At 33.8% G+C, this 26,106-nt stretch carries 17 protein-coding genes; 11 read left to right on the top strand and 6 right to left on the bottom strand.

The window, feature by feature from the left end; genetic code table 11:
- Positions 1 to 57 precede the first annotated feature (57 nt).
- The 3 genes from ACKC83_RS16260 to ACKC83_RS16250 are packed head-to-tail and all read left to right on the top strand — an operon-like array spanning position 58 to position 5,827.
- On the top strand, positions 58 to 1,452 hold the full coding sequence (locus ACKC83_RS16260) for a TolC family protein (RefSeq protein WP_434036351.1): 1,395 nt from the start codon (positions 58 to 60) through the stop codon (positions 1,450 to 1,452).
- Between the two features lie 19 nt (positions 1,453 to 1,471).
- Positions 1,472 to 2,662 carry an efflux RND transporter periplasmic adaptor subunit gene (locus ACKC83_RS16255; protein WP_434036350.1) on the top strand — a complete coding sequence of 397 codons (1,191 nt, stop codon included), beginning with the start codon at positions 1,472 to 1,474 and terminating at the stop codon, positions 2,660 to 2,662.
- A 21-nt stretch (positions 2,663 to 2,683) separates the two neighbouring features.
- Positions 2,684 to 5,827 carry an efflux RND transporter permease subunit gene (locus tag ACKC83_RS16250; protein ID WP_434036349.1) on the top strand — a complete coding sequence of 1,048 codons (3,144 nt, stop codon included), beginning with the start codon at positions 2,684 to 2,686 and terminating at the stop codon, positions 5,825 to 5,827.
- A 213-nt stretch (positions 5,828 to 6,040) separates the two neighbouring features.
- Here the strand turns inward: ACKC83_RS16250 and ACKC83_RS16245 are convergent, their stop codons facing one another.
- The gene (locus ACKC83_RS16245) at positions 6,041 to 7,162 is read right to left on the bottom strand and encodes a redoxin domain-containing protein (RefSeq protein WP_434036348.1); all 1,122 of its coding nucleotides are present in this window, start codon (positions 7,160 to 7,162) and stop codon (positions 6,041 to 6,043) included.
- A gap of 115 nt (positions 7,163 to 7,277) precedes the next feature.
- On the opposite strand from ACKC83_RS16245, the gene mnmE reads away from it, so the two are divergent.
- The 7 genes from mnmE (at position 7,278) to ACKC83_RS16210 (ending at position 17,507) form a co-directional block, all read left to right on the top strand.
- Positions 7,278 to 8,672: a tRNA uridine-5-carboxymethylaminomethyl(34) synthesis GTPase MnmE gene (gene mnmE, locus ACKC83_RS16240; protein ID WP_434036347.1), complete on the top strand. Its 1,395-nt coding sequence runs from the start codon at positions 7,278 to 7,280 to the stop codon at positions 8,670 to 8,672.
- Between the two features lie 375 nt (positions 8,673 to 9,047).
- On the top strand, positions 9,048 to 9,623 hold the full coding sequence (locus tag ACKC83_RS16235) for a sigma-70 family RNA polymerase sigma factor (protein WP_434036346.1): 576 nt from the start codon (positions 9,048 to 9,050) through the stop codon (positions 9,621 to 9,623).
- Between the two features lie 88 nt (positions 9,624 to 9,711).
- On the top strand, positions 9,712 to 10,635 hold the full coding sequence (locus ACKC83_RS16230) for a FecR family protein (protein ID WP_434036345.1): 924 nt from the start codon (positions 9,712 to 9,714) through the stop codon (positions 10,633 to 10,635).
- Between the two features lie 85 nt (positions 10,636 to 10,720).
- Complete coding sequence (locus ACKC83_RS16225) at positions 10,721 to 14,182, top strand: SusC/RagA family TonB-linked outer membrane protein (RefSeq protein ID WP_434036344.1); 3,462 nt, start codon at positions 10,721 to 10,723, stop codon at positions 14,180 to 14,182.
- A 22-nt stretch (positions 14,183 to 14,204) separates the two neighbouring features.
- Positions 14,205 to 15,590: a RagB/SusD family nutrient uptake outer membrane protein gene (locus tag ACKC83_RS16220; RefSeq protein ID WP_434036343.1), complete on the top strand. Its 1,386-nt coding sequence runs from the start codon at positions 14,205 to 14,207 to the stop codon at positions 15,588 to 15,590.
- Between the two features lie 18 nt (positions 15,591 to 15,608).
- Positions 15,609 to 16,559: a glycerophosphodiester phosphodiesterase family protein gene (locus ACKC83_RS16215; protein ID WP_434036342.1), complete on the top strand. Its 951-nt coding sequence runs from the start codon at positions 15,609 to 15,611 to the stop codon at positions 16,557 to 16,559.
- A 21-nt stretch (positions 16,560 to 16,580) separates the two neighbouring features.
- A complete protein-coding gene (locus ACKC83_RS16210; protein WP_434036341.1) occupies positions 16,581 to 17,507 on the top strand; it encodes a glycerophosphodiester phosphodiesterase family protein in 927 nt (308 codons plus the stop codon).
- A 1,130-nt stretch (positions 17,508 to 18,637) separates the two neighbouring features.
- On the opposite strand, the gene ACKC83_RS16205 is transcribed toward ACKC83_RS16210, so the two are convergent.
- The 4 genes from ACKC83_RS16205 to ACKC83_RS16190 form a co-directional block, all read right to left on the bottom strand.
- Entirely contained in the window at positions 18,638 to 18,784 is a 147-nt protein-coding gene (locus tag ACKC83_RS16205) for a hypothetical protein (protein WP_434036340.1), read from the bottom strand.
- Between the two features lie 861 nt (positions 18,785 to 19,645).
- Positions 19,646 to 20,092, bottom strand: a complete 447-nt coding sequence (locus tag ACKC83_RS16200; protein ID WP_434036339.1) for a response regulator — start codon at positions 20,090 to 20,092, stop codon at positions 19,646 to 19,648.
- Between the two features lie 11 nt (positions 20,093 to 20,103).
- Positions 20,104 to 20,268 carry a lmo0937 family membrane protein gene (locus ACKC83_RS16195; RefSeq protein WP_434036338.1) on the bottom strand — a complete coding sequence of 55 codons (165 nt, stop codon included), beginning with the start codon at positions 20,266 to 20,268 and terminating at the stop codon, positions 20,104 to 20,106.
- 197 nt (positions 20,269 to 20,465) lie between these two features.
- Entirely contained in the window at positions 20,466 to 24,449 is a 3,984-nt protein-coding gene (locus tag ACKC83_RS16190; protein ID WP_434036337.1) for a PAS domain S-box protein, read from the bottom strand.
- 576 nt (positions 24,450 to 25,025) lie between these two features.
- Here ACKC83_RS16190 and ACKC83_RS16185 point away from each other — a divergent pair.
- Positions 25,026 to 25,472, top strand: a complete 447-nt coding sequence (locus ACKC83_RS16185; protein ID WP_434036336.1) for a response regulator — start codon at positions 25,026 to 25,028, stop codon at positions 25,470 to 25,472.
- A gap of 51 nt (positions 25,473 to 25,523) precedes the next feature.
- Here ACKC83_RS16185 and ACKC83_RS16180 read toward each other — a convergent pair whose 3' ends face one another.
- The gene (locus ACKC83_RS16180; RefSeq protein ID WP_434036335.1) at positions 25,524 to 26,099 is read right to left on the bottom strand and encodes a DUF421 domain-containing protein; all 576 of its coding nucleotides are present in this window, start codon (positions 26,097 to 26,099) and stop codon (positions 25,524 to 25,526) included.
- Positions 26,100 to 26,106 lie beyond the last annotated feature (7 nt).

The raw sequence follows: 26,106 nt of genomic DNA, 5'->3' as shown, positions 1-26,106 counted from the left end.
AATTTTTTCTATCTTAGAATTTGATTAAGAATGTATTATGAATCCGCTATAAGGTAAATGCGCTTTAAAACTATAAATTACAATCAGAACTATCCATATGTTTTATGTGGTATATTTTTGTTGTTTTTTAGTTGTTCTCCAAAATTTTCAGAGATATCACTTCCCATTGAAGATGTTAAAGAATTTTCGACCACCGGAGAACGGGTTTTAGAAGATAAATGGTGGATGGCCTTCGAAGACGACCAGCTCAATACGTTAATAGATAGTGCCATGCAGCGTAATTTCGATTTGGCGGCAACTTGGCAACAATTCTTAGCTACGCAAGCAACAGTTTCCATAGAAACCTCAAATCTATGGCCTCAAATTGATGCTGGTGCTCAAACCGCGGAAAATTTTCCGCTTAATGATTTTACTGGAGGTGAAAATACACAAATAGGATTATCTGCATCTTATGAAATAGACTTATGGGGCCGACTACGAACGGCCGTTCAAGCGGAAAAATTTAGGGCAGAAGCCAACTTGTACGATTACCGAGCGGCAGCCATTTCCTTATCTGCCGAAATAGCAACAACATGGTACGAGTTACTTGCTGCTAAAAAACAATTACAAATTACCGACGACCAAATTCAGACGAATCAAGACATTATTAAACTGATGCGATCTCGTTTAGTTGGCGGACAAATACGTTCGGTAGATATTCTTAGGCAAGCGCAATTATTAGAGAGTACTAAAGAACAGCATATAATTTACAGTACGAATTTACAAATTTTAGAAAATCGCTTAGCTGTACTCTTGGGGAGACAACCACAAGAATCCTTAGTGTTTTCAGAACACTTTTTTCCTAATTTACCAGAACTTCCGGCAACAGGATTGTCTTTAGAATTGGTACGTCGAAGACCAGATTTACAACAATCGTATGCCGTTTTACTTGCTGCAGATCGCGATATGGCTGCTGCTGTTCGGAATAAATATCCGAGAATTTCTATAAATATAGACGGACAACTACGCTCTAATAATTTCGCTAATCTTTTCGAAAACTGGGCCTATTCTCTAGCTGGAAATATATTGGCTCCGATTTTTTATGGTGGACAATTACAAGCAGAAGTCGAACGAGCAGAAGCCATCAAACAACAACGTTTATTCGAATATGGACAAACAACATTGGTGGCGTTTCAGGAAGTCGAAGACGGCCTTATTCAAGAGGTAATGCAAAAGAAACGTACGGAAAATATTAACCGTCAGTTAGAACTATCTCAAAAAAGTAACAAGCAATTACGAATTGAATTTTTAAATGGATTTAGCCCGTATTTAGATGTGCTAATCGGTTTAAACCAAGAACAGCAATTGCGCCGTGATTATGTAGATGCACAATTACGTCAAATTCTCATGCGGATTAGATTGTATAGAGCTCTAGCAGGAAGTTTCGATACAGGACGAACACTTGAAGATTGATATAAAAGAACAGAACATTATGAATACTAAAAAAATACTTTGGATTTGCCTGGCCATTCTTATGCTTGGTATACTCATTACTGTACTTATCTTTTCTACCGAGCCCGAGGCTAAACAAGAAGGTGCAAGTATTGAAACCGCTATTTTGGTAGACGTTGTCCCTGTAAAAAAAGGAACATTCGAGCCTACAATTGTGGCTACAGGAACTGTTCAGGCTGTAGAAGATATTAATTTAAGTCCGCTAGTTTCCGGTCAAGTTGTTCGCAGAGCAGCCGCTTTTACTCCGGGAGGATTTGTGAAAAAGAATCAGGTGCTGTTGCAAATCGATCCTTCAGATTATAGAAATACGTTAGCATTACGCCAGAGTGAACTTATGCAAATTCAGACCACGCTACATACCGAAATGGGGCGCCAACAAATAGCACAACAAGACTTAGAACTTATTGCTGGAGATTCTCTTTTTGGAGACAATCCTCTGTCGGAAGAAGAGCGTCAATTAGTGCTTAGGCAACCACAGCTTAATGCGGTTAAAGCAAATATTTCGGCCGCTGAATCTTCTGTAGATCAAGCCCGATTAAATCTAGACCGTACGACAATTCGGGCGCCTTTCGATGCACATATTTTAAGTCAGAATGTAACCCAAGGATCATTGGTGACACAAGGCGATGATTTAGGGCGCTTGGTAGGTATAGATTTTTATTGGATTATGGCCACAGTGCCTGTAGGTAAGTTGAAATGGCTAAGTTTTCCAAATGAAGCGGACAAGCAAGGAGCTCTAGTTCGCATTGAAAATTCATCAGCCTGGCGTAAGGGCGCTTTCCGAGAAGGCTATTTAGATAAACAAATTGGAGCGCTTGACGGGCAAACACGATTAGCACGGGTTTTGGTAAAAGTTAAGGATCCTCTGGCAACAACTTCAGAATTAAAAGGACAACCCAAACTCATGATAGGCACCTTTGTAGCGGTAAGTATACAAGCCGACCCCATAGAAAATGTAGTGAAACTGAGTCGAGATTATGTAAGAAGTAACGAAACGGTTTGGGTGATGAAAGCCGATAAATTAGAAATACGAAAGGTTGAAATTGTGTTAACAGATGATACACACGCTTATATAAGCGACGGATTAAAAGATAATGAACATGTGGTAATTACGGAACTAAGTACTGTAAGCGAAGGTATAGACTTAAGGACAGCAAAGGAAGGACAGTAATCTAAATGCGATTATAAAACAATGGAAGAGCAGGACGATATACATAAAGGAAAGGTGAGACGAAAAGAAGGTGCCATAGCATATATGGCTAGGAATTCTATTGCTACTAATTTATTAATGTTGCTCCTTCTTGTTGGTGGTTTGTTTACCATGTACAACATTCAAAAGGAAGTGTTTCCTGAATTTCAACTTGATTTTGTAGAGGTTTCTGTAGCTTATCCGGGCGCCTCACCTGCCGAAGTCGAGCAAGGTGTATTGCAACCGGTAGAAGAAGCCGTAAGAGGCATGCAAGGTATTAAAGAAATTGTTTCAGAAGCCAGTGAAGGTTCAGCAGAAATAAGTATTGAATTGGTGGCTGGATCAGAGCGTATGCAAGTCTTTCAGGATATTGACCAAGCGATTAATCGAATTCGGACCTTTCCAGATGATATTGAACGGCCCGAAGTGAGATTACAATCACGGCAACGCGATGTGCTTCAAATTGGACTTTATGGCGATGCCGATATTTGGACATTAAGAGAAGTTGCAGAACGGTTGCGGACTAGATTATTAAGTAATTCTGAAATCACTCAAGTCGAATTAGGAAATGTGCCGGAATACGAAACTCGCATTGAGATCCCAAGACAAACACTTCAGAAATATAATTTGACGCTAGGGCAGGTTGCAGCAATTATTCAACAAAGTAGTAACGATGTGCCTGCTGGAGCAATTCAAACGCAGAGTGGAGAGATTTTACTTCGTATGCAGGAGCGTAAGCAATGGGCTAAAGAATATGGAAATATTACCATAATATCATCGGAAGATGGTGGGAAAGTGACGTTAAATGATATCGCTACAATTACCGACGGCTTTGAAGAAACGGGATTCCACGGACAATTCAATCAGCAGAATTATGTAGAACTTCGCATCTTTAGAATCGGAAATCAATCACCTTTAGATATCGCCGATATCACGATGGAGATTATGGAAGATTTTCAATTACCTCCAGAAATAAAATACCGAACAGATAGTAATCGCGCAGCCGACTATAAAGAACGCTTAACTTTATTAACAGAAAACGGCGTACTTGCGGTAGTAATTGTACTTATTATCTTGACACTGTTCTTAGAGTATCGTTTAGCCTTTTGGGTGATGATGGGAATGACTGTTTCCTTTATTGGAGGGATGATTTTATTACCGTTAATAGGTGTTAGTGTGAATATGATTTCGATGTTCGGGTTTCTAGTTGTACTCGGAATTGTGGTCGATGATGCGATTGTAGTGGGTGAAAATGTGTACGAATACCGGCAGAAAGGTCTTAGTCCGATACAAGCTGCAATTGCGGGAGCAAAAGATGTGTCATCACCTGTCACATTTAGTATCGTAACAACAATTATAGCATTCGTTCCTTTATTATTTATGCCAGGCGAAACAGGGAAGTTTTGGCAACCACTTCCAGCTGTTGTTATTGTGATTTTGGCCGTGTCTTTGCTTGAAGCGCTGTTTATTTTACCGTCTCATTTAGGTCATCTTAAAAAGAAAAAAAACAAAAATAAGTGGATCGAAAAACTAGAAGGTTGGCAACAGTCTTTCGCAAAAGGTTTCGATAAACTTATCGATAAGCATTACCGACCATATTTGGATATCTGTTTAAAATATAGATATATCACGCTTAGTGCAGCCCTAGCTCTTTTATTAGTTGTGGGTGGTTACGGACTTAGTGGCCATATGGGAATGATTATGATGCCTGAAGTGGCGGCCGACGAAATTGAGGCGGGAGTGCGTTTGCCCGTAGGAACAACGCCAGACCAAGCTGCGAAAGTCGCACATAACATTTCGGAATCGACGCAGCGTATGTTCGAAGAGCATAATCTTTATGAAGTTGCTGAAGGGATAAAAACCAACGTGCGCGGTCAGAATTTTATTGATGTAGAAATAGTGATGTTGCCACCTGATGAACGTGATATTACTGCTGCCGAAGTGATTGCTTTGTGGCGAGATAATATTGGAGATATTGAAGGTGTAGACCAAATTACTTTTGAAGCAGAACGTGGTCCAGGTGGCGCACGTCAAGATATTAGTGTCGATTTGAGTCATTCAGATATTGATGTTTTAGAGCGGGCCAGTAAAGCTTTTGTAGAACGTATGGATGCCTTTACAAATACTCGAGATGTTACAGATAATTACAATAAGGGTAAAATGCAATACGACTTTAAATTGTTGCCGCAAGGTCGGAATTTAGGACTCACATCAGATGAAGTTGGGCGTCAGGTTCGGAATGGTTTTTTTGGTGCTTTAGCGTTGCGGCAATTACGTGGAATGAATGAAATTGAGATTCGTGTAAAATTACCCATAGAAGAACGTAAGGATATTAAAAATCTAGAAAAATTTCTCATACAAACGCCTGATGGTGTTGAGGTGCCGTTAATGGATGTGGTCGAAATTGAAGAACGTGAAGCTTTTAGTACTATTAATAGGAGAGATGGTAGACGCGTTGTAAATGTAGGTATGGATGTCGAACCAGCGAATGCCGCTGGACGTGTTATTGCCTCCATTCAGAAGGAAACCTTACCACAACTACGAGCAGATTTTCCGGGTATTACGTGGACTTTTGAAGGGAGCCAGGCAGATATGCGGGAAAGTACCGGTACGTTACGATTAGGATTTTCGATTGCCATGTTGCTTATTTATGCGTTGCTAGCTATTGCGTTTCAAAGTTATATTCAACCTATAATTGTAATGACAGCTATTCCGTTTGGAATCGTGGGTGCTGTTATTGGTCATATTTTATTGGGTTACGATTTGTCTTTGGTGAGTTTAATGGGGGTAATTGCCTTGTCCGGTGTTGTAGTAAATGATTCTTTGATTATGATAGATTATGCAAATAAGCGACGGAAAGAAGGAAAGAGTATTTATGAATCCATTCACGAGGCCGGTTTGAGACGATTTCGTCCTATTATTTTAACCACAATGACCACATTTGGAGGGTTAGCGCCAATCATTTTAGAATCGTCAAGTCAAGCGATGTATTTAATTCCGATGGCCATTTCATTAGGATTTGGGATCGTATTTGCCACAGCAATTATACTCGTTATTGTGCCGTGTTTGTATTTAATTTTAGAAGATATCCGCTTGCTGATACTAAAAGGAGAAACGGTGAAAGAGGTTGACGTAATGGAAGAGTAGGGCATAGATTATAGCTAATGTGGAGATATAAATTAGGCGTGGGTATGGAATCCTAAACCAAGAATTAAGACTGCATATGGCATACAATTCATTTAGATTATAAAATAAAAATGCTGTAAATCCTTATTTTTTTATAACATCCTCAAACCCATAGAAAAAGCCTCCACATTTAAATAAACATGAAGGCTTTTTAGATATAATAGAATTATAAATTTAATTTAATAATTCAGCAATTTTATTTTCTAAATCTTGTCCTCTTAAACCAGAAGCAACTATTTTACCTTCAGCATCAAGAATATACGTTGCAGGAATTGCACGGATATTAAATTGTTTTGCAATTGGGTCGTTAAAGTAATCTAAGTTAGACATTTGGTGCCATGCTAAACCATCTTTTTCGATAGCTGCAATCCATTCTGCTTTTGCATCTTGTTGTCTTGGTGTTCCGTCTAAAGATACGCCTAAGATCTCTAAACCTTTACCGTGATATTTATTGTAAACATTCACTAAGTTCGGGTTTTCTTTTCTACAAGGTCCGCACCACGCTGCCCAAAAATCGATAATAGTAACTTTTCCTTTAATTTCGTTTAAAGAGATTGTTTTCCCTTCAGGATTAGGCGCAGAGAAGTCTTTAACAACACTTCCTATAGTTGTAGCAGCTTCAGCTTGGACAGCCTCACCTACAGTTTTACCTGGACGTGTATTTTTTACTTTTTCAGTGAAATTATTATAAATGTCTTGTTTTTGTTCAGCTGTTACTTTCGGATTTCCTAAATGACGCTCTAAAATTAAAGCAGAGACAAGGGCATCGTTATTTTCTTTCATAAACTCAATATCGTGAGCTAAATTCTCGTCGACCATAGCCATGTAACGCGCCTGAATATCTGCAACTAACGCAGTATCTTGACTTTGTTGTGCATTTCTAAAATCGGCACTTAACAGTTGATTTTTCTTTTGAAGCCCTACCATATATTCTTGGTATGTATTGAAAGCATCATTTTCTTTACTTCCTTTTACACGCGTATTGTAAATACTATCACTATTTATAGAGACTGTCATCTCTTCATTTTCAATAATTACAGGAATTGTTCCTCTAACTTCGTCAATTTGGATAAAATAAATGTCTGGAGATTCTACAGATCCTTCAAAAACTGCTGTTCCATTTGTAATTGTCATAGAGTCAATAACTTCTTGTTTTTGACCTTCTACTTTTAATAATTTTACAGATTTACCATTTACAGCATCGTTAAATGAGGCATTAAGAGCAAATCCATCTTTTTCTTTAGCGCAAGAAAATGCTAAAGCTACTACACTTAGTAGAGCAATCTTTTTAAACATATTCAGTTGTTTTTATTATTTAGCACAAATATAATAGAATTATGATGGAAAATCTGTTAAGATTTAGATAAGTCTATACCCTTATATTATTAATGAATATGATTACTTTTGCAGTATGAATTATAACGATACAATTATTGCTTTAGCGACGCCTTCGGGTGCAGGTGCTATTGCTGTTATCCGATTGTCTGGTAAAGATGCTATACGTTTGGCGAGTGATGCTTTTAAATCGGTAAGTGGAAAAACATTAGGCGATCAAGCAACACACACCATTCATTTAGGACATGTTATGGACGGGCCTCGTGTTATCGATGAGGTTTTGGTGTCTATTTTTAAAAATCCAAAATCGTATACCGGAGAAGATGTTATAGAGATTTCTTGTCATGGTTCGCAATATATTCAGCAAGAAATTATTCAGTTATTTCTTCGAAAAGGTTGTCGTATGGCAGATGCGGGTGAGTTTACCTTACGCGCTTTTTTAAACGGAAAATTAGATTTAAGTCAGGCAGAAGCTGTAGCCGATTTAATTTCGAGTGATAATGAAGCTTCTCACCAAATCGCAATGCAACAAATGCGTGGCGGATTCTCTTCGGAAATTGCAAAACTTCGCGAAGAGCTTCTAAATTTTGCCTCGTTAATAGAATTAGAATTAGACTTTGCAGAAGAAGATGTGGCTTTTGCCGATCGTACACAATTTAGAGAACTGATAACACGAATCACGTTTGTGTTGAAACGCTTAATCGATTCGTTTGCGGTTGGAAATGTGATTAAAAACGGAATTCCAGTCGCCATTGTTGGAGAACCCAATGTTGGAAAATCGACCTTATTGAATGCCTTATTAAATGAGGAACGCGCTATTGTAAGTGAAATTGCAGGTACGACTCGGGATACTATAGAAGATGAATTAAGTATTGGTGGTATTGGATTCCGTTTTATAGATACGGCTGGTATTCGTGAAACTACAGATGTAGTTGAAGGTTTAGGTATCAAGAAAACTTTCGAAAAGATTGAACAATCTCAAGTTGTAGTGTTTTTAGCCGACGGAACGAAATTAGATTCCGAAACAAAAATTCATGGCTTTAAAATTGAAATTGAAAAAGTTAAAAATAAATATCCATTAAAACCGATGGTGATTATTGTAAATAAAGTGGACCAGCTAAATGAAACTGCTATTTTACATTTAAAAGAAGAGCTTCCAGATTTACATTTGCTATCTGCAAAAACAAGTTTAGGGGTAGAAGGCTTAAAAACAAAACTTTTAGATTTTGTAAATACAGGAGCTTTAAGAAATAATGAAACGATAGTAACTAACACCAGACATTACGATGCTTTACTAAAAGCATTCGAAGAGATCCAAAAGGTTCAACACGGTTTAGATACCGATTTGTCTAGTGATTTAATGGCAATAGATATCCGTGAGGCTTTGTATCATTTTGGAGTCATTACTGGTCAAGTTACGAATGATGAGTTGTTAGGGAATATATTTGCTAATTTTTGTATCGGGAAGTAAATCACGTTTCTTATAGTTTGTTTTGGTGTCTTTTTACTGATAGTTAGTGTGTTATGTAAAATAATGTTTTCTTTATAATTCCTTTATTATTTATATTTGGTAACTCATATGTACCGCATTTATTAAATATGTAGTACAAATGTACCACATTATGAAAATATCGCTTATAGAAAGGAAATTGCCGAGTGGCAAAATTAGCTTACTTATAGAATACTAATTATTACGGTAATAACAAAAGTTTTTATACAGGTAGAATGGGATAGGTCTTTTGGCAAATTATAAACTACATATATTTAATCATAATTTGTTAACGAACAAGTTTATTTATTATGAATTCTGTTATATAATTTTACTAAAAATTTAACAGATTCAAAATTGATTAATAATTCAGACAACTATTTATTAGATTGTATTAAAACGGACGATTACAAGGCTTTTGATCAGTTATACAATACATATTGGGATAGCTTATATATGTATGCTTATAGCTTAACAAAGGACAAAGAGACTGCCTATAAAATAATCCAAGATTTATTTGTTATGCTATGGGAAAAAAGACGAGAACACAATATTGTTAATTTGAAAAGCTATCTTTTCCAAAGTGTAAAATATAATTTTTTTCAACTTTATAAAAAGAAAAGTAACAGTTTAGTTGAACTGGCTGAGGAACTTGAAGATTTTATTTATGAAAATTTAGAAGACTCAAATCCTGAAATTTTTGAAATACTTAAAAAAGCATTAGAAGAGCTTCCTGAAAAAAGAAGGGAAATTTTAATCATGAATAAGTATCAAAATATGTCTCCAAACGAAATTTCAGAAACTTTAAATATATCTACTCAAACGGTTAGAAATCAATTGTCTTTGGCCTTAATTCAATTAAGAAACCATTTTAATTCGCAAGGTAATACTGCAGAATTAGCTTTATTAATATCAATTTTTTACAATATATAATTACTTAACATTTCATTGATGTTTCCTTAACTTTAAAACGTAGTATAAATTATCATTTGAGACTCTTATCTATGAAAGAGAAACTTAAATGAAAAATAGAAACACAAACTTCTTCCAAGATTTATTAGATCGCTATTTAAATGATACATCCACAATTGCCGAAAACACAGTGTTGGATAATTTTTTCGATTCTAAAAGCAAAACATTAGATTGGGATAGTAATACACTAGGAAATAAAGAATTATTAAAAGCACGACTTAAAAGTGATATTAATTATAAGATCAATCCACAAAGCAAAATCAATCGGAAGTACTTTACTATTTCTATTGCGGCAAGTATATTATTAATTATAGGATTGTTTACATTCCTAGATTTTTCTCCAAAGCAACATGTTTTTGCTACCACACAAACCTTAGATAGTTTACTATTAAAAGATGGATCTAAAATTATTTTAGGTCCAAACTCAATACTTGAATATCCAAGTGATTTTAATGACAATTACAGAGCAGTTGAGCTAAAAAAAGGTAATGCGTTTTTTAAAATTAAAAGAGATACAACAAAGCCTTTTCAAGTCAATCATCCAAAATTATCTACTCAAGTTCTAGGTACTTCTTTTACTATTAACATAACTACAGAGACTATTGCTGTACATGTCATGACAGGAAAAGTTTCTGTAAAATCCGAAAATAATTTATCAGAAATACTAAATCCTACAGACCGCGCAACCTTCAATTTTACATCTAATAATTTACTAAAAGACACCCATTTTAATTCTGTGTCTTGGTACGATAAGGAAATTAAAATTAAGAACAGAAAACTTATTGAGTTGGCTCAAATTATAAAAAGCAGATTCGGATACAGAGTATCTTTTGAGAATGACACTTTAAAAGAAAAATTAGTGACGCTAACAATAGATACGCATACTACTATGCAAAGTTTAATAAATCAGTTAGAATACATAACTAACGTAAAATTTAAAATTAAAGACTATGAAATAGAAATCACAGAATAAAAAAAAACTCGAAGTTGTTAGAGCAACGACGAGTTTAACGTAAAAAGTATTGAAATAAACATTTTGAAAATTACAACACCTAAATATGAATTACAAAATTACAAATTTTTTCGCAGTATTTTGTTTTTGTTTAGTAATGGTGGCCACACCTCCTGTCTTAGCAAATACAATTAACAAAGACTTTAGCAGTATATCTGTTAAGGTAATTTCATCTAACATCACACTAAATAAATTATTTGAAGAACTTGAAAACCAAACACCTTACAGCTTTAGTTTAGGGGAACAGATCATAGAATACAAAAAAGAGTTTAATATTAATTATAATAACTTGACTTTAAAGGAGGTATTAATAGACATCTCAAATAGAGCGGAATTAGAATATCAATTTGAAAGCCATTCGATTTTAATCAGGCCAAATTCAAATTTTAAATCAAATCAATTAGTATCTCAATCTGTTATAAACGGAATTGTAACCGATGAGAACGGAATGCCTTTGCCAGGAGCAAACGTACTTGAGAAGGGCACCTTAAATGGGGTTTACACCGATTTTGATGGAAAATTCACTTTAAATATAACAACAGAAACACCAGAGTTAGAAGTCTCTTATGTAGGATACCTAACAAAACTTATAACTATTTATGGACGCTCAAATATTACAATTACACTAGATTCTGATACCAATGCGTTAGATGAAATTTTAGTGATTGGTTATGGAGAACAGTCTAGAGCAAAGAATGTTGGAGCCGTTGGAAAAATTAAAGAAGAAGATCTAGCTAAGGTAGCTTCATCATCTTTTGAAGGTCAGATAGCAGGTAAAATGTCTGGAGTAGTTATAAATCAGTCTAGCGGGCAACCTGGTGCCGATTCACAAATAGTAATTAGAGGAATTGGAACTCTAACTGCAGGAACTAATCCACTTATCGTAGTTGATGGTTTTCCTTTATCGGAAGGCAGTTCGTTAAATAGTATAAACCCGAACGATATTGAAAACATTAATGTTTTAAAAGATGCAGCTTCTGCATCTATTTATGGGTCTAGAGCAGCAAATGGTGTCATACTAGTAACTACCAAAATGGGTAATAAAAATGCAGAGACAGTTATTACTTTTGATACATATGGAGGTATGCAAGAGCAGTCTTCTGGTGTAGAATTGGTAGATGCTTATCAGTTTGCTCAGTTTATTTCTGAGGCTAGAAATTGGGGATATGTATCTAAAGATCCTACAAATAGAAGTGAATCAGATCCTAATTCTGTACGTGTTACTAAAACTATTAACGGTCAAGGTATAGACGGGAGAGAATTAAATTTAGATTTCTTACAACCTTATCTGGATGGGGAAACAGGATTAACAAATACAGATTGGATAGATGTTGCTTTTCGATCAGCACCAATTCAAAATTACAATTTATCGGCAGCAGGAGGAAATGAAAAAACGCGTTTCTATAATTCCGTTGGATATTTTAAACAAGAAGGAATTATTTTGGGAAGCGATTTAGAAAGATATTCTGTCGCAGTTAATTTAGAATCTCAGTTAAGCAAAAGAATAAAACTGGGAACCAATTTAAAAGTGTCGTATACAGATCAGAATGCATTAGATCAAGCAAGCCGTAGTTCTGGAGCTTTAGGTTTGATTCCCGTAAGTTTACCGTATTATTCTCCATATAATGCAGATGGATCAATTAATATTAGTGATCAAATTATTAACGAACAACGTGAAATAGAAGGCGTAAGAATAAACGGAACTCCCGTCGAGAATTTATTAGCAACCAGTACTATGGTTAAGGATAATAATACTCAATTTAGATCTTTTGGGAATATGTTTGTTGGTATTGAGTTGATTAAAAATTTAGAATATAAACTCTCTATGGGAGGTGACTATGATAATTATATACGTAATTATTATTATCCTTCAGATGTAGGATCTTATAGAACACCTGCGCCAAGATCTGATGCTAATGCGTCTCAAGAGAAAACGACGCGTTTTAATTATATTGTAGAGCATACTTTAAATTATGATGCAAACTTTAAAAATCATAATATAAATGTTTTAGCAGGACATACTTTCCAGAAAGAAAGAATTAGTTCTACGGTAGTTAATGGGACAGGTTTTGCCGATAACAATATTCAAAGTATCGCTGGTGCCAGTGCACATACTTCTGTTTACGATTTAGGAATATGGACACTAGAATCATATTTTACGCGCTTACAATACGATTATAATTCTAAGTATTTATTCTCTGCAGCAATTAGAAGAGATGGTTCTTCAAGATTTGGTAGTAATAATCGTTGGGGTAATTTTCCTTCTATATCTGGAGGCTGGGTATTTACAAATGAAAACTTTTTTCCTTTTAAAGATGTTGTAACCTTTGGTAAGATTTCTGCAAGTTGGGGTAAAACCGGAAATAACCAAATTGGTAATTACGGTTCGCAAGCTTTGGTAACGGAGTCTAATTATGTGCAACAAGGGGCATTAGCACCAGGATATATAACAACTTCATCCCCTAATCCAGATCTTGGATGGGAAATAGCGTCATCATTTAATTATGGATTTGAATTAGAATTGTTTCATAAGTTAAATTTAAGTGCAGCTTATTATAAAACCAATACAAACGACCTTTTATTAGAAGTTCCAGTACCTCAGCAAACGGGATACACAAATGTTTTAGCAAATATTGGAGAAATGGAGAATAAAGGATTTGAGTTTGAAGCGAACTTAAATAATGTTATGATTGGTGAAGTAGGATTGGGTTTTAATGCTAATGTAACGACATACAATAATAAAGTGCTTGAACTGGGACCAGGGCAAGAACAAATAGCTACAGGATCAGATCAGTTATTTGTAACTAAAGTTGGAGGTTCCATCGCCGAAATATATGGTTATGAGGTAGATGGTGTATTTAAAACGCAAGCAGAAATAGATAATTCTCCGCATTTAGATGGTACACTTACGGGCGATTATAAAGTTAAAGATATTAATAACGATGGCGTTATAAACGACAGCGATAAAATTTCTAAAGGAACCTATACGCCTGATTTTGTTTATGGTTTTGGAGGAAATGTAACCTATAAAGGATTTGATTTTAGTTTCAATTTTGTAGGAGTTTCTGGAAGAACATTAATGGATGGAGAAATGTCTATTTATACCGAATCTGGAGAAGGTTTTGCGGTACCATCTACTTACTATTTTGAGAACAGATATCATCCTACTAACAATCCAAATGGTTTTTTGGGACAACCTAATTTTGGTAATTTTTCTAATTCTAGAAAGTTAGTGAATACTTCAGTCGCTGTCGAAGAAAATAATGGCGATTATATAAGATTAAGGGATATAAGATTAGCCTACAATTTTACACCTGATTTTCTTGAAAAAATAAAATTAAAGTCATTACAAATTTATTTATCTGGGAATAATGTATTTACCAAAACAGATTATAGAGGTTGGAATCCTGATGGGACATCTTCAAATATCTTGACATCTGGTTATAATTCGGGATCCAATTACCCTGTAGCTAAAATGTTTTTAGTAGGATTAAAAATTTCTTTATAAATCAACATTAAATAATATTATAATGAAGAAGCTTATATTTTCAATATTTACAATTTCTGTATTGATGTTTTCTTGCGAAAATGAATTGATACAAGACCCAAATACAAATAAAGTCGCTGATGGATTTTATACAAATGAAGCCGAAATTGAAGAAGCAATAAATGCAACTTATGCTGTATTACAATTCAGTGGGAATTATGACATTGGATTACCCTCTGTAGGTGAAATACCAGGAGAAGATTCTTATGATGAAACTCCTGCAAATGATGGAGGTAATTATGGTCAGTTAGACCTGTATAATGTGATAGCCCAAAACTCGATCATTGCCAATATTTGGAACCATTCTTATATCGGTATTCAACGTGCAAATATCGTGTTAAATAGGATAGAGAGTATAGAGTATAGTAATGAAGATACGAAAAATTCACGTATTGGAGAAATGTTATTCCTTAGGTCTTTATTCTATTTTAATTTAGTTAGAATCTATGGCGATGTGCCATTAGTTACTGAAGAAGTAAGTAATCCTCAGGAATATTTTGGACAAACCCGAACATCGGAAACTGAAATTTATGACCAAATCAAATTAGATTTAATTACTGCTATAGACTTGTTACCTATTAGAAATGAGTCTAACAAAATACGAGTTGTAAAAACTGCAGGACAAGCTTTATTGGGAAAAGTAGAATTGACACTTGGAAATTATGCTGAAGCAAAATCAATATTACATTCGGTAGTTAATTCTGGTATTCATGATTTAGTTCCTATAGCAGAGGTATTTGCTTCAGATAATGAACTTAATAGTGAAATTATTTTTGCTGTGCAGTTTTCTTCTGGTGTAAATGGGAATAGTGAAGGTACGGATGCATACAGAATGTTTAACCCTACAGGGAGAGTCGAAGGGAACATGACAGGAACAAAAGGGCATGGTGTTCTAAAGCCTAGTTTCTATAAGCTTTATAGTGATAATGACTTGAGAAAAGGTACCTATGTGGGCGTTTTAGAATCAGGTATTGCCTATAATAGAAAGATTACAATTCCAACTACTGTTGTAGGCGACGCAGAAAGTGATTGGATAGTTTTGCGTTACGCTGATGTAATATTAATGTTAGCAGAAATAGAAAATGAATTAGGGAATTCAGATCAAGCTATTCAATATTTAAATCAAATTAATAATCGTGCTTCTATAATGGAATATACAGGAGCAACTGATCATAACAGTGTGTTTCAGGCTATCGATTTACAACGCCGTTTAGAACTAGTTTGGGAAGGCCACAGATGGTTCGATTTAAAACGTCAGGGTAGAACGCAAGAAGTTTTAGGAATTTCAAACAATGATTTACTCCTAATGCCATTACCTGCAAGTCAAATAGCAACGGATAATGCTCTAGAACAAAATCCAGGATATTAAAAAAAAATGTTAAAACTAATGAAATTAAAAATAATAGGATTACTATCTATAGTAGTACTATCATTCTCTTGTAAGAAGAATGATAGTACTTTATCGAAAGATAACGAGATATTAGAAAAAACAGTCATAAGCGATACAAGTAAAATTAAAAAATTAATAAATAATTTAGAAGATTCTCACAATAATGAAATTATGGTGGTTGCACATCGTGGTGACTGGAGAAATGCTCCTGAAAATTCTTTGCAGGCCATTCAAAATTGTATTGACATGGGCGTAGATATGGTAGAGATCGATGTAAGGAAAACCAAAGATGGTCAATTGGTATTAATGCACGATACATCTATAGACAGAACAACTAATGGCAAGGGGTATGTAAATGAATGGACACTAGATAGTCTTAGAGCCTTAAAGTTGTTAGATGGGTTAAGTGTTCCTACCGAACATAAAATACCAACTTTAGAAGAAGCGCTTTTACTTTGTAAAGGTAAAATACTTGTCAACTTAGATAAAAGTTACGAAATTTTTGATCAATGTTTTGAGATAGCAAAGAAAACACAAACTTTAAATCAAGTTGTGATTAAAGGGAATAAAACAAAATCGGAAGTAGAAAAAGAGTTTGGGGAATATTTAGACCAAGTGTTCTTTATGCCGATAGTTAGGTTGTCTGATTCTGATGCCGATAATACTATTGATGAATATTTAGAATTGGAGATACCGATAGCTTTTGAGTTTACTGTACCTCAGGATACAATATCAATAATTGATAGGTTTAAAAGTATAAGAGAAAAGGGAGCAGGTGTTTGGGTTAATTCTCTCTGGTCACAACATAATGGAGGTCATGACGATGAAAAAGCAGCACTGGATTCTTCAGTATATGACTGGTTTGTTAATAATAACATTGATATGATTCAGACTGATAGACCTGCTTTATTGTTAGAATATCTTAGAGATAAAGGGTTACACGATTAATATTTAAATAAAATGATAAAAATGTTAAAGTTAAAAAATATAACAATAGTCTTATTTTTACATATTTTCTCCCTTGGTTTTTCTCAATCCACAACACCATTAAGAACCAAGTCAGATTCAATTTTACATCAATTTAAGAATCCTGTAAAAGATAAAATTTTAGCTGTTTCTCATCGAGGAGCATGGAATTATGCACCAGAAAATAGTTTAATGGCTATTCAACGATGTATTGATTTAGGAATTGATATCGTTGAAATAGATGTAAGATTAAGTAAAGACGGTCATTTAGTATTGATGCATGATGACACTATTGATAGAACAACGACAGGAAAAGGTAAGGTTTCTAATTTTACTTTATCGGAATTACAAACCTTTCGCTTAAAAAATGCATGTGGAGTGAGAGGATCAAGACAACAAATCCCAACTCTTAAAGAAGCCATGTTGCTTGCTAAAGATAAAATTATGATTAACCTAGATAAAGTTGAAGGTGAAACGGTTAAAGAGGCTTATGAAATTCTTAAAGTAACCGGGACTGTTAATCAAGCAATTTTTAAGGGGAGAGCGACAGTTCAAACAATGTATAAAAAGTTTGGGTCTATTATGGATTCGATTATTTATATGCCAATAGTAATTGATAATGTTGATGATCCTTCAAAATATGTAAATGATTACAATGAAAAGTTAAAACCCTTTGCATATGAAGTCACTTTTGAATCAGTGGATTCCAAAAAATTTAAATTAATTAAAGAATTAAATAGCTTGAATGTTACAGTTTTAACTATTCCTTTATGGGACGCTCTAACAGCAGGATATACTGATGAATTAGCACTTTTGGAAGGTCCCGACGCGTCATGGGGATGGTTAATAGAAAATGGATCGAATGCTATAATGACTGATAGGCCAGATGAATTATTAGATTATTTAAGGAGTAAAGGCCTGCACGATTAGATTATATTAATAAAATTTTCATTTGAGTTTGTTTAGTTTTTGATTGGGTACGGAATTTGTTTTCGTGCCCTTTTTTATTAATTAAATTTTAATATAACTTTTCCATTAAAGCCCTTTATTGTAATATATGAGCTACATAAACTCTAGAATTTAAATTACTGTATCGGCAAATAGATTTTTCTTTACTCATGTCTGCTTTAAAGGTTTTTAGATTGACTCACAATGAACTAGAGTTAATACTACTGTCTTGTTGTTTACTTTGTTGTAATATACAGTATTTAGTATGTACTGCTTTATGAAAATATCGTGTGGTAAAATTAGCTTATTTATAGAATACTATAAAAGTTGTGAAATACCTTCATAAGGAAAAAGGAAAAATTTAAGAGACCTTGAAAATTTAAAACTGTATTCATATCGTGATCCATGCATTAGCTAATTAGTAATCTCACTTTTGGAAATAAAGGTGTTTTAAAGTGAAATACTAATTGTAATTTCGAAACCGCCCAATGCTGTTTTTACTTTACGGTTATCTAACGGAACACTATAAAAACAGCATCGGATCCACGCGTAGTTAAGTTATAGATGATTTGGGGTGATCCAAATTCTAAAAGAGAGTTATAGATAAAATACCACTCAGCCCATTTCCACTACATTCCGCAGAAAGCTTCATTTCGATAAAAGCGCTTCATTACAAAAGTCTTGAACCTCTCTGAAAAGGAGAAGTTCTCTAAGATTCAACTTTTATAAAAAAAAATATTATAGATTAGAGTTACGGGGATTTAATATAGCATATCCTTAGCTTGAGCTATAAAATATGGTTTTATAGCTCAAATAGGCTTACTTTTTACGCTGTGTTTACAGACATAAGATTTCGGAAGGAACATAAAAGATTTGTTTAAACATTTAGAAATGCACTTCTAAACTGGATTCAGTAATAATTAAAGTGTATTTTATAAAATACTCTTTTTTGGTTTTGCATAAATTGATTTTTCCATTGCGTTTAACCATTTAGAAAATGAACATTATTGTGGATTTAATACCGTTAAGGCATCCATATCTATAGTTGGAAATGGTTTATATTTAAACATTTCAATTAATTTACAGAATAAAGGAATTTGGTCGATTAAATCTTATAAAGAGAGTTGGGGTAATTCTAAATTTATTCCTAAACTTGATTTTAATGCATTTAAAATTTTGATTTCATCAATTTTATCACCTGCCAATTCTATTGTTTTACCAACTTTGACTCCCAAACTTGGTATCAAAAAAATCGCCATAAAAGTAGTAAGATGTAAAACCTTGGCTTTCAATTCAATTTTCCGTAAATGTTCTTCAATAGTATGTTTAAATCTAGGACGAAACGTCTTATGGTTATCAGGTATCTATGGAAGATGCCATTGCTCACGATGATAAAATCTTATTATAAACACATGTTAGATATTGTAAGATTTGTTTTTATTATTAAATAAAACAATTCAGAAAACAAACAATTGAAACGGTGCCTAAGGTTTCTAAGGAAATACTCACCATTGTGAAGGACCACAATAGGGGTATTTACAATTTATTTAAATGCATTGCAGTTCTCCTGCTTCGTTAGAAGGCTATAGTAATCAAAGCAAAACCTTTTTCGCCAAAATAGCATTCACTGCGGGCGAGCAAAATTTAATTTGTTGTCTTCAATTGTGGTCAATTAATTTGTGTACTGCATTGTAGCACTTACGATTGTAACACATAATAATGAAAATACCCTCTAAAAATCCTCAAAGAGATTCGTAAACAATTGACTGTTAAAGATAAAAAGTTAAATGTTCTAGTAACATTTACTGAAAAAATTACGGTAAACAGAGAACCTCTTGAAGCATCAGATTTAGAATCTTATAAAGCCAAAATTAAAGCTTTTACAGGTGTCAAAAAAAGTAGAATTCTTTCGTATTAGATTAATCACTATTTTTGTATACACATAATAATTAGAAAAACTCCCCCTTAATTCTTGGCGCATACGAAGGAGAATTGATAAAAATAAGTAATGCAGATTATGGAGCGCATACTGTTTCGATATGGGTAAAAGGCATAGGAACATGGTTTGTTTTTATAACACAGAAGTGTATAATGCCCATTAATAAATTTTGCCTATTTAATTAATCGTCTATAATAAATTCATCATGTACTATTTCTTTTTTAAGATAACCCTGTAAATAATCCAAACTTTTAGAAAGTATGGATACCAGTTTATCAAAAGAATTAGGTTTCACTAAATATAGATTTGCCCCCTGTTTTTGCAATTCATCACTCATAGAGCTATCAATAGTACTGGAGTAAATAAAAATAGGAATATCTTGAAGTTTTATTTCATTTTTAATATCATTTAAACACTCAATACCATTCATTAAGGGCATATTTAAATCTAAATATATGGCATGAGGAAGTGGTTTGGTTTCATTTAAAAGATTATCCATTAAAGTTACCCCATTATCAAAACTAACCACTTCGATTTCTGAAATACTATTATTAAAAGCCTCTAGAAACAACATGCGGTCCGTCTCATCATCATCGGCTAAGTAAATTAATAATTTCTTCAGGAACATAACTATTAAATTTAAAGTCGTCTTCCCGCTATAATGTTATATAAAATTGCAATTACTGCAATCACTAAAAGAATATGTATTAAACTTCCTGTTGCCATTCCTGCGATAAAACCAAAGAAACCTAAAATCCAACCTATAATACAAATTACTGCTACTAACCAAAGTATACTTCTCATAATTCAATGTTTTAAATTAATATTATACGCACAATATGTATGCGACATCACAAATCTATAGGTAATTAAATCATCTATTTAATTCATATGATTTGTTTTATTAACTCAATCCATTACATAGTAAAAGAAAGTTTTTTTAAGATTTAAATGCTACTTATCTAACTTAGTATGTATTGTATAAGTCTATACTATTAGATTTAGGCTGGTATATAAATATCAAATCTAGCACCTTTTCCTAACTCGCCAGTAGCTGTAATAATCCCATTATGATTGTCTACAATTTTTTTAACAATTGCAAGGCCTATGCCTGTACCGCTATATTGTTCTTTCCCGTGTAAACGCTGAAAAACTTCAAATATCTTACTACTGTATTCAGGATCGAAACCAATACCGTTATCTGAAAAAATAATATGACAATATTTTTTTCTTGGCAATTTCTTTTCAATTTTCAGCTTTTTAGCTTTTACAATTTCACAGGTTATGCTTAATTGTGGGAGTGTATCACTTTTAGAAAATTTAAGAGAATTACTTACGAGATTCAATAGTAACTGTCTGAATTGAAAATGGATCACTTTTATTTCACACATTTGACCCAGGTTAAATGTGGCATTTTTATGTCTGAGATCTTCTTTCAAATTTTCTTCAACTTCTTCAATAATAGATTTTATGTTTACGGTTTCGAATTTGCGGTCTTTAATATCTGTACGTGAATACACAAGTAAATCTTGAATCAGCGTTTGCATCCTATGAGCTGATTTTTGCATCCGACTAAATTTATCTTTTACATTGTCTGATAGGTTTTGTTCCTCTTTATCCATTATCTGAGAGGCCAGGATCTGAATTTTACGTAGGGGTTCTTGTAGATCATGACTAGAAATATAGGCGAAAGATTGTAACTCTTTATTCATTTTTTCTAGAGTTGAGTTTTTCTCGTTAAGCTCTTTTGTTCTTTGAAAAACCTGCTCTTCTAGTTCATTTGTAAACATTTTTTGAGCTTGGATATCTGTACTCGTACCCACCCACATTGTTATTTCTCCTTCATTATCTCTTTGAGGAATAGCGCGACTTAACTGCCATCTATATGTACCGTCATATCGTCTAAATCGATGTTCAAACAAATAATCCGTGCCACTGTTGATTGCATTTAACCACGCTTTAATATTGTCTTCTTGGTCATCTGGATGGACAATTTTTAACCAATTAAAGTTAATCTGTTTTGCTGTCAAACCTGAATAGTCATATACCGATTGATTAAAATAATTGATATGTCCTTTCGCATCTGCCGTCCATATGTGCTGAGGCATAGAATCTGCCAGCAATCTAAATTTAAGTTCACTTTCGCTCAGTTCTTGCTGATGTTGTCTTTCTTTGGTAATATCACGTAACGTCCCAAGTTTTTTAATTGGCTTTTTCTGGTCATCATAAAAGACTTTTCCTTGGGTTTTAATCCAACAGAACGTATGGTCTGGTTTTATTAGTCGAGCTTCGTAACTATAAACCCCGGTGATTAAGGCTTCTTCAAATGCTTTTTCGACGACAGCATGTAAATCTTCTGGATGCACCTGAGCTCGCATTTGTTGGTGTGTGAGTATGGTCGACTCCTCGTGGCCAAAAATAACAGCTAATCGCGGCGAATGGATTATATTACGGGTTTCTAAATCTAATTCCCATGTCGCAAGATTAGTCGCTTCGGCGGCCAAGCGAGATCGTGCTTCTGCTACCTCAACCTTTTGCCGTGCTTCCACTTTATCGGTAACGTCGTTTACAGTAATCATTATGCCAGATGTTTCTCCATTAGGCTCCAACAAAGGTTTGTATTCAAAATCGAAATAAAATTTTCTCATACCGTCGTCTCCCATGACGAAGGCCACAGATTCTTTTTCGGTGTGGGATAGTCCTAAATTATAAACAGAGTTTAATAATTCTGGGTATTTTTGTGATTTCAATTCTGGAAAGACATCTAAAATAGATCTTCCAATAAGATCCTTTTCTTTTTTGCGCCATATGTTTTTAAACATGGCAATGTTGGCCGATTCTATAATATGATCTTTTCCTTTTAATATAGTCATAGGAATAGGAGACTGCATGACCATATTTCTAAAATGCCTTTCACTTTCTTCAAGTAAATGTTTGGCTTTTACAGTTGATGTAACTTCTGTTGCAACAACCATAATACCAGAAATTTCGCCGTTTTCTTCTTTTAGAGGATGATAAATCAAATTGAAATAAGCCTCCTCCATTTTTCCATTACGCTTTAAAGGTACAAGCAACTCAGTAGAATAAAAAGGGTTTCCTGTTTGTATAGTATCGGCAAATAAAGGGGCAACTAAATCTTTTACTTCTGGCAACGATTCGAACAGCGGTTGGCCAATAAATTCCGCTTCTGTTTTGTCTACAAGTAGTAAATAATTTTTATTAGCCATTTCAACTTTATAATCAGATCCTCTAAAAATGGCTATCCCCAATGGGGCTTGTTCTACTGAGTTTCTGAAACGTTTTTCACTTTCTTCTATATTTTGTTTGGCAAAATTAAGTTCTGTTACTTCTGCCGCGGTATTCATAACACCGTATACATTTCCGTCGGTATCGAATAAAGGTGTGAAACTATAATTATAATAAAAAGTTTGTGATTTATTATTTTTAACCAATTCAATACGTTGGTTTTTTATATGAAAGGCAACACCAGTATTTAGTACTTCTTGTATTTGCTCAAAAATATGTTGATTTTCAAATTCTGGTAAAATATCGGTATATAATTTACTCAACACATCATTGCCTTTTCCCCAAGCATCCATTATAGATTGATTAGCAAAAGTGATACGTAGTTCTTTACCAGTGTAAACTCCAATAGGAAATGGAGTGTTTTCCACTAACGTCCTAACACTTTGCTCGCTTTCTTCAATTTTTTTACGGGATAATATATGAGTTGTTACATCCACTCCTATAGCCATGACACCATTTATTTTACCATCGCCGTCATATAATGCTTCATATGAAAAACTAATATAAACCGTTTCCAATTTTCCATTTCTCATTATTTCAACAGGCAGTTCATCGATATTAAATCGTTCACCAGTGGTTCTTACGCCATCAAGAAACTCCATTATTCCCTGCGATTTAAGTTCGGGCATCGCAGTAAATAAGTCTCTATTTAAAATTTCTGATTCTCTTCTTCCCCAAAGTTCCAAAGCCTTGGTATTGGCAATTTCAACTAAGTAATTAGGTCCACGAAAAATAGCTATGGCAACAGGTGCCTGCAAAATCATTAGGTGTAGGTTTCTTTCGTTTTCTTCTTTTTGTTCCCGAGCAATAACTTCTTCGGTAACGTTTTGCAACGCACCCGTAAAGGTTATAGGCTCTTTGTCTGCATTATAGATTACATTCCCTTTGGCTCTAACTACTCGTAATTGTTTTGTAATGGGGTTGATAATACTGTATTGATGATCCAGTTTTCCACCAGAAGAATACATCATAGTAGCCTCTATGGCATCTATTAAAGGTACTCTATCTTCTTCTATTACGGCATTATACCCCGTTTCTAAACTACATTCAGCACCTGGAGGTAAGCCATGCCATTCGTTAAATGTATCATTTCCAGTAAATTTTTTCGTTACAGGGTTTATTGACCAAGTAGCGAGACCGGTGGCTTCAATTGCAAATTGAAGTTGATTTGTACTTTCTTTAAGTTTATCTTCTGCTCTCTTTGTAATGGTTGTTTCAGTAACGGTAATTAAAATGCCTCCAACGTCTCCATTTTCAATTCGTATGGGACTGTAAGCAAAATCAAAATAACAGTCTTCTATAAATCCGTTTCGATTAATAGGTCGCATCTGATCTGACAACCGTACAGGGTTACCATCCATTACACTATCGAATATGGGTTTTGTAATGTGCCAATTCTCTGAAAACGTTTTGCTTGAACTTATACCTAAAGCATCTGTGGGTTTGGTAGTTCCTAATATAGGCCGATAAGTATCGTTGTATATTTGTATATAATCTTTACCCCAAGCGATGTACATTCCAAATGGATTTTCTAGCAATACAGAAACCATAGTTTTTAAACTTACTGGCCAGTCTTTGGCGGCACCCAAAGGGGTTTTACTCCAATCTTTTGCTCTGATATAATTTCCCATTTCTCCTCCTCCTTTTAGGAAATAGAGTGGTGCGTTGGTGTTATTCATTCCCGTGTTAATTTAAGGTTGGAGAATACATGTATCTCGTGTTGTTTTTTTTGATTATTAGTGCCCATTTTGTTGCTAGCCTGAAACTTATCATGTTTTAATAAAGACAAAGCACTAGGTTTTTAATTAATAGTGAACTCTAGAATGATAAAATTAGTCTGAAGCCTCCTTAAAAAACAGGCAATCTTCCTCATGCTTGTTAGCGAGAAAGAAACGTAGTATTTTAGGAATATAGAAAGTGACTGTTTTCATATTAGCTAATTTAAAAAAAAATAAAGTCAATTATTTTTTTTTATTTAAATTAAACATCGGGTATATCTTGCTGTTTTTAGGTAACAGTAGAAACTGAATTTTTAAAAGCAATATTGTGACTTTTCAATTTTTTAAAAGGAATATAAAAATTAAGATAGGTTTAGTAGGTTGATTTTCAGTACGCTTTATTTTTTTGTTATTTTTGAGTTTTTCATGAAAGACATTAAAATGTTTTCAAACGTTATAGACTTTTTGCGCAGATAATATAAATCAATTATTGAATAAAAAATATTACTTTTAAACAAACTAAAATTTCCTGTGTCAATGAGTGATTATGTATGTAATATTATATTAGTGGATGATGATGAGGATGACAGAATGCTTTTTTGTGAAGCCTTGGATGAATTAGTTATAAAAGCTAATTTATTACTCTTTAAAAACGGACAGGAACTGATTGATTATCTGTTTCAAGCAGATATTGTATTTCCCGATTTGATATTTCTTGATGTTAATATGCCTATAAAAAATGGAATGGAATGTTTACAAGATATTCGTAATCATCCAAAATTAAAGGATATACGTATAGCGATGTATTCTACATCTAAGGCAGATAAGGATATTAATGAATCTTTTTCTAACGGAGCTAGTATTTACGTGAATAAGCCAAATAGTTATACTGTATTAAAAAAGACTTTAGAAAAAATTATTCAGTTTAATTGGCAGAGCCATATTGAACATTTAAGCAAAGACACTTTTTTATTTCGTATTTAATGTGTTTATAAATAAATCAAAATCAGAGTGTTCTCTCAAATTAAATGATCTCTATCGCTTAACATCATTAATAATCCAATGATCAATAGCATCATTATCTTCTTTATGAAGGACGACAAGGTCTCCGGTGGTTTCAAAAATCACGGCTTTAATTTCCGAGAGTTTGGTAACATTCGCTTCTCTTAGCTTTGATCGTAAGTCACCTTCTGTTAAACGTACCGCTTTCAAATTTTTCTTAAGAATTATTTGCCCATCCATTATTAATGTGGGTTGGTTATCTATTTGTTTTTCAAACCAACTATACCTGCGTAAATATGCTGCTACTAGTTGAAGAATATAAACCATTAATAATCCTACAGCCCCTTCAAATAAACTTACGGTTTTAGATAATATGGTAGTTGCGATAATAGAACCAACAGCCACTGTCATTGCAAAATCGAAACTGGACATCTTAGAGAAGCTTCGTTTCCCGAAAATTCTAGTATAAACAATAACGGCTAGATAAATACCTGTGCTGGATAAAAGTATTAAAAGAATAGACTGAAAATCGGAATCAAAAAGTCCAGTTGCTTTTTTCGCAGATTGATTTGCGATACTAGATAAATATAATACGTTTAATATATTCATAATGTAG

This window comes from Formosa bonchosmolovskayae, from assembly GCF_051016085.1.
Classification (GTDB): Bacteria; Bacteroidota; Bacteroidia; order Flavobacteriales; family Flavobacteriaceae; genus Formosa.
The sequence above is the reverse complement of the archived record's forward strand: the minus strand, read 5'-3'. Positions and strand labels throughout refer to the sequence as shown.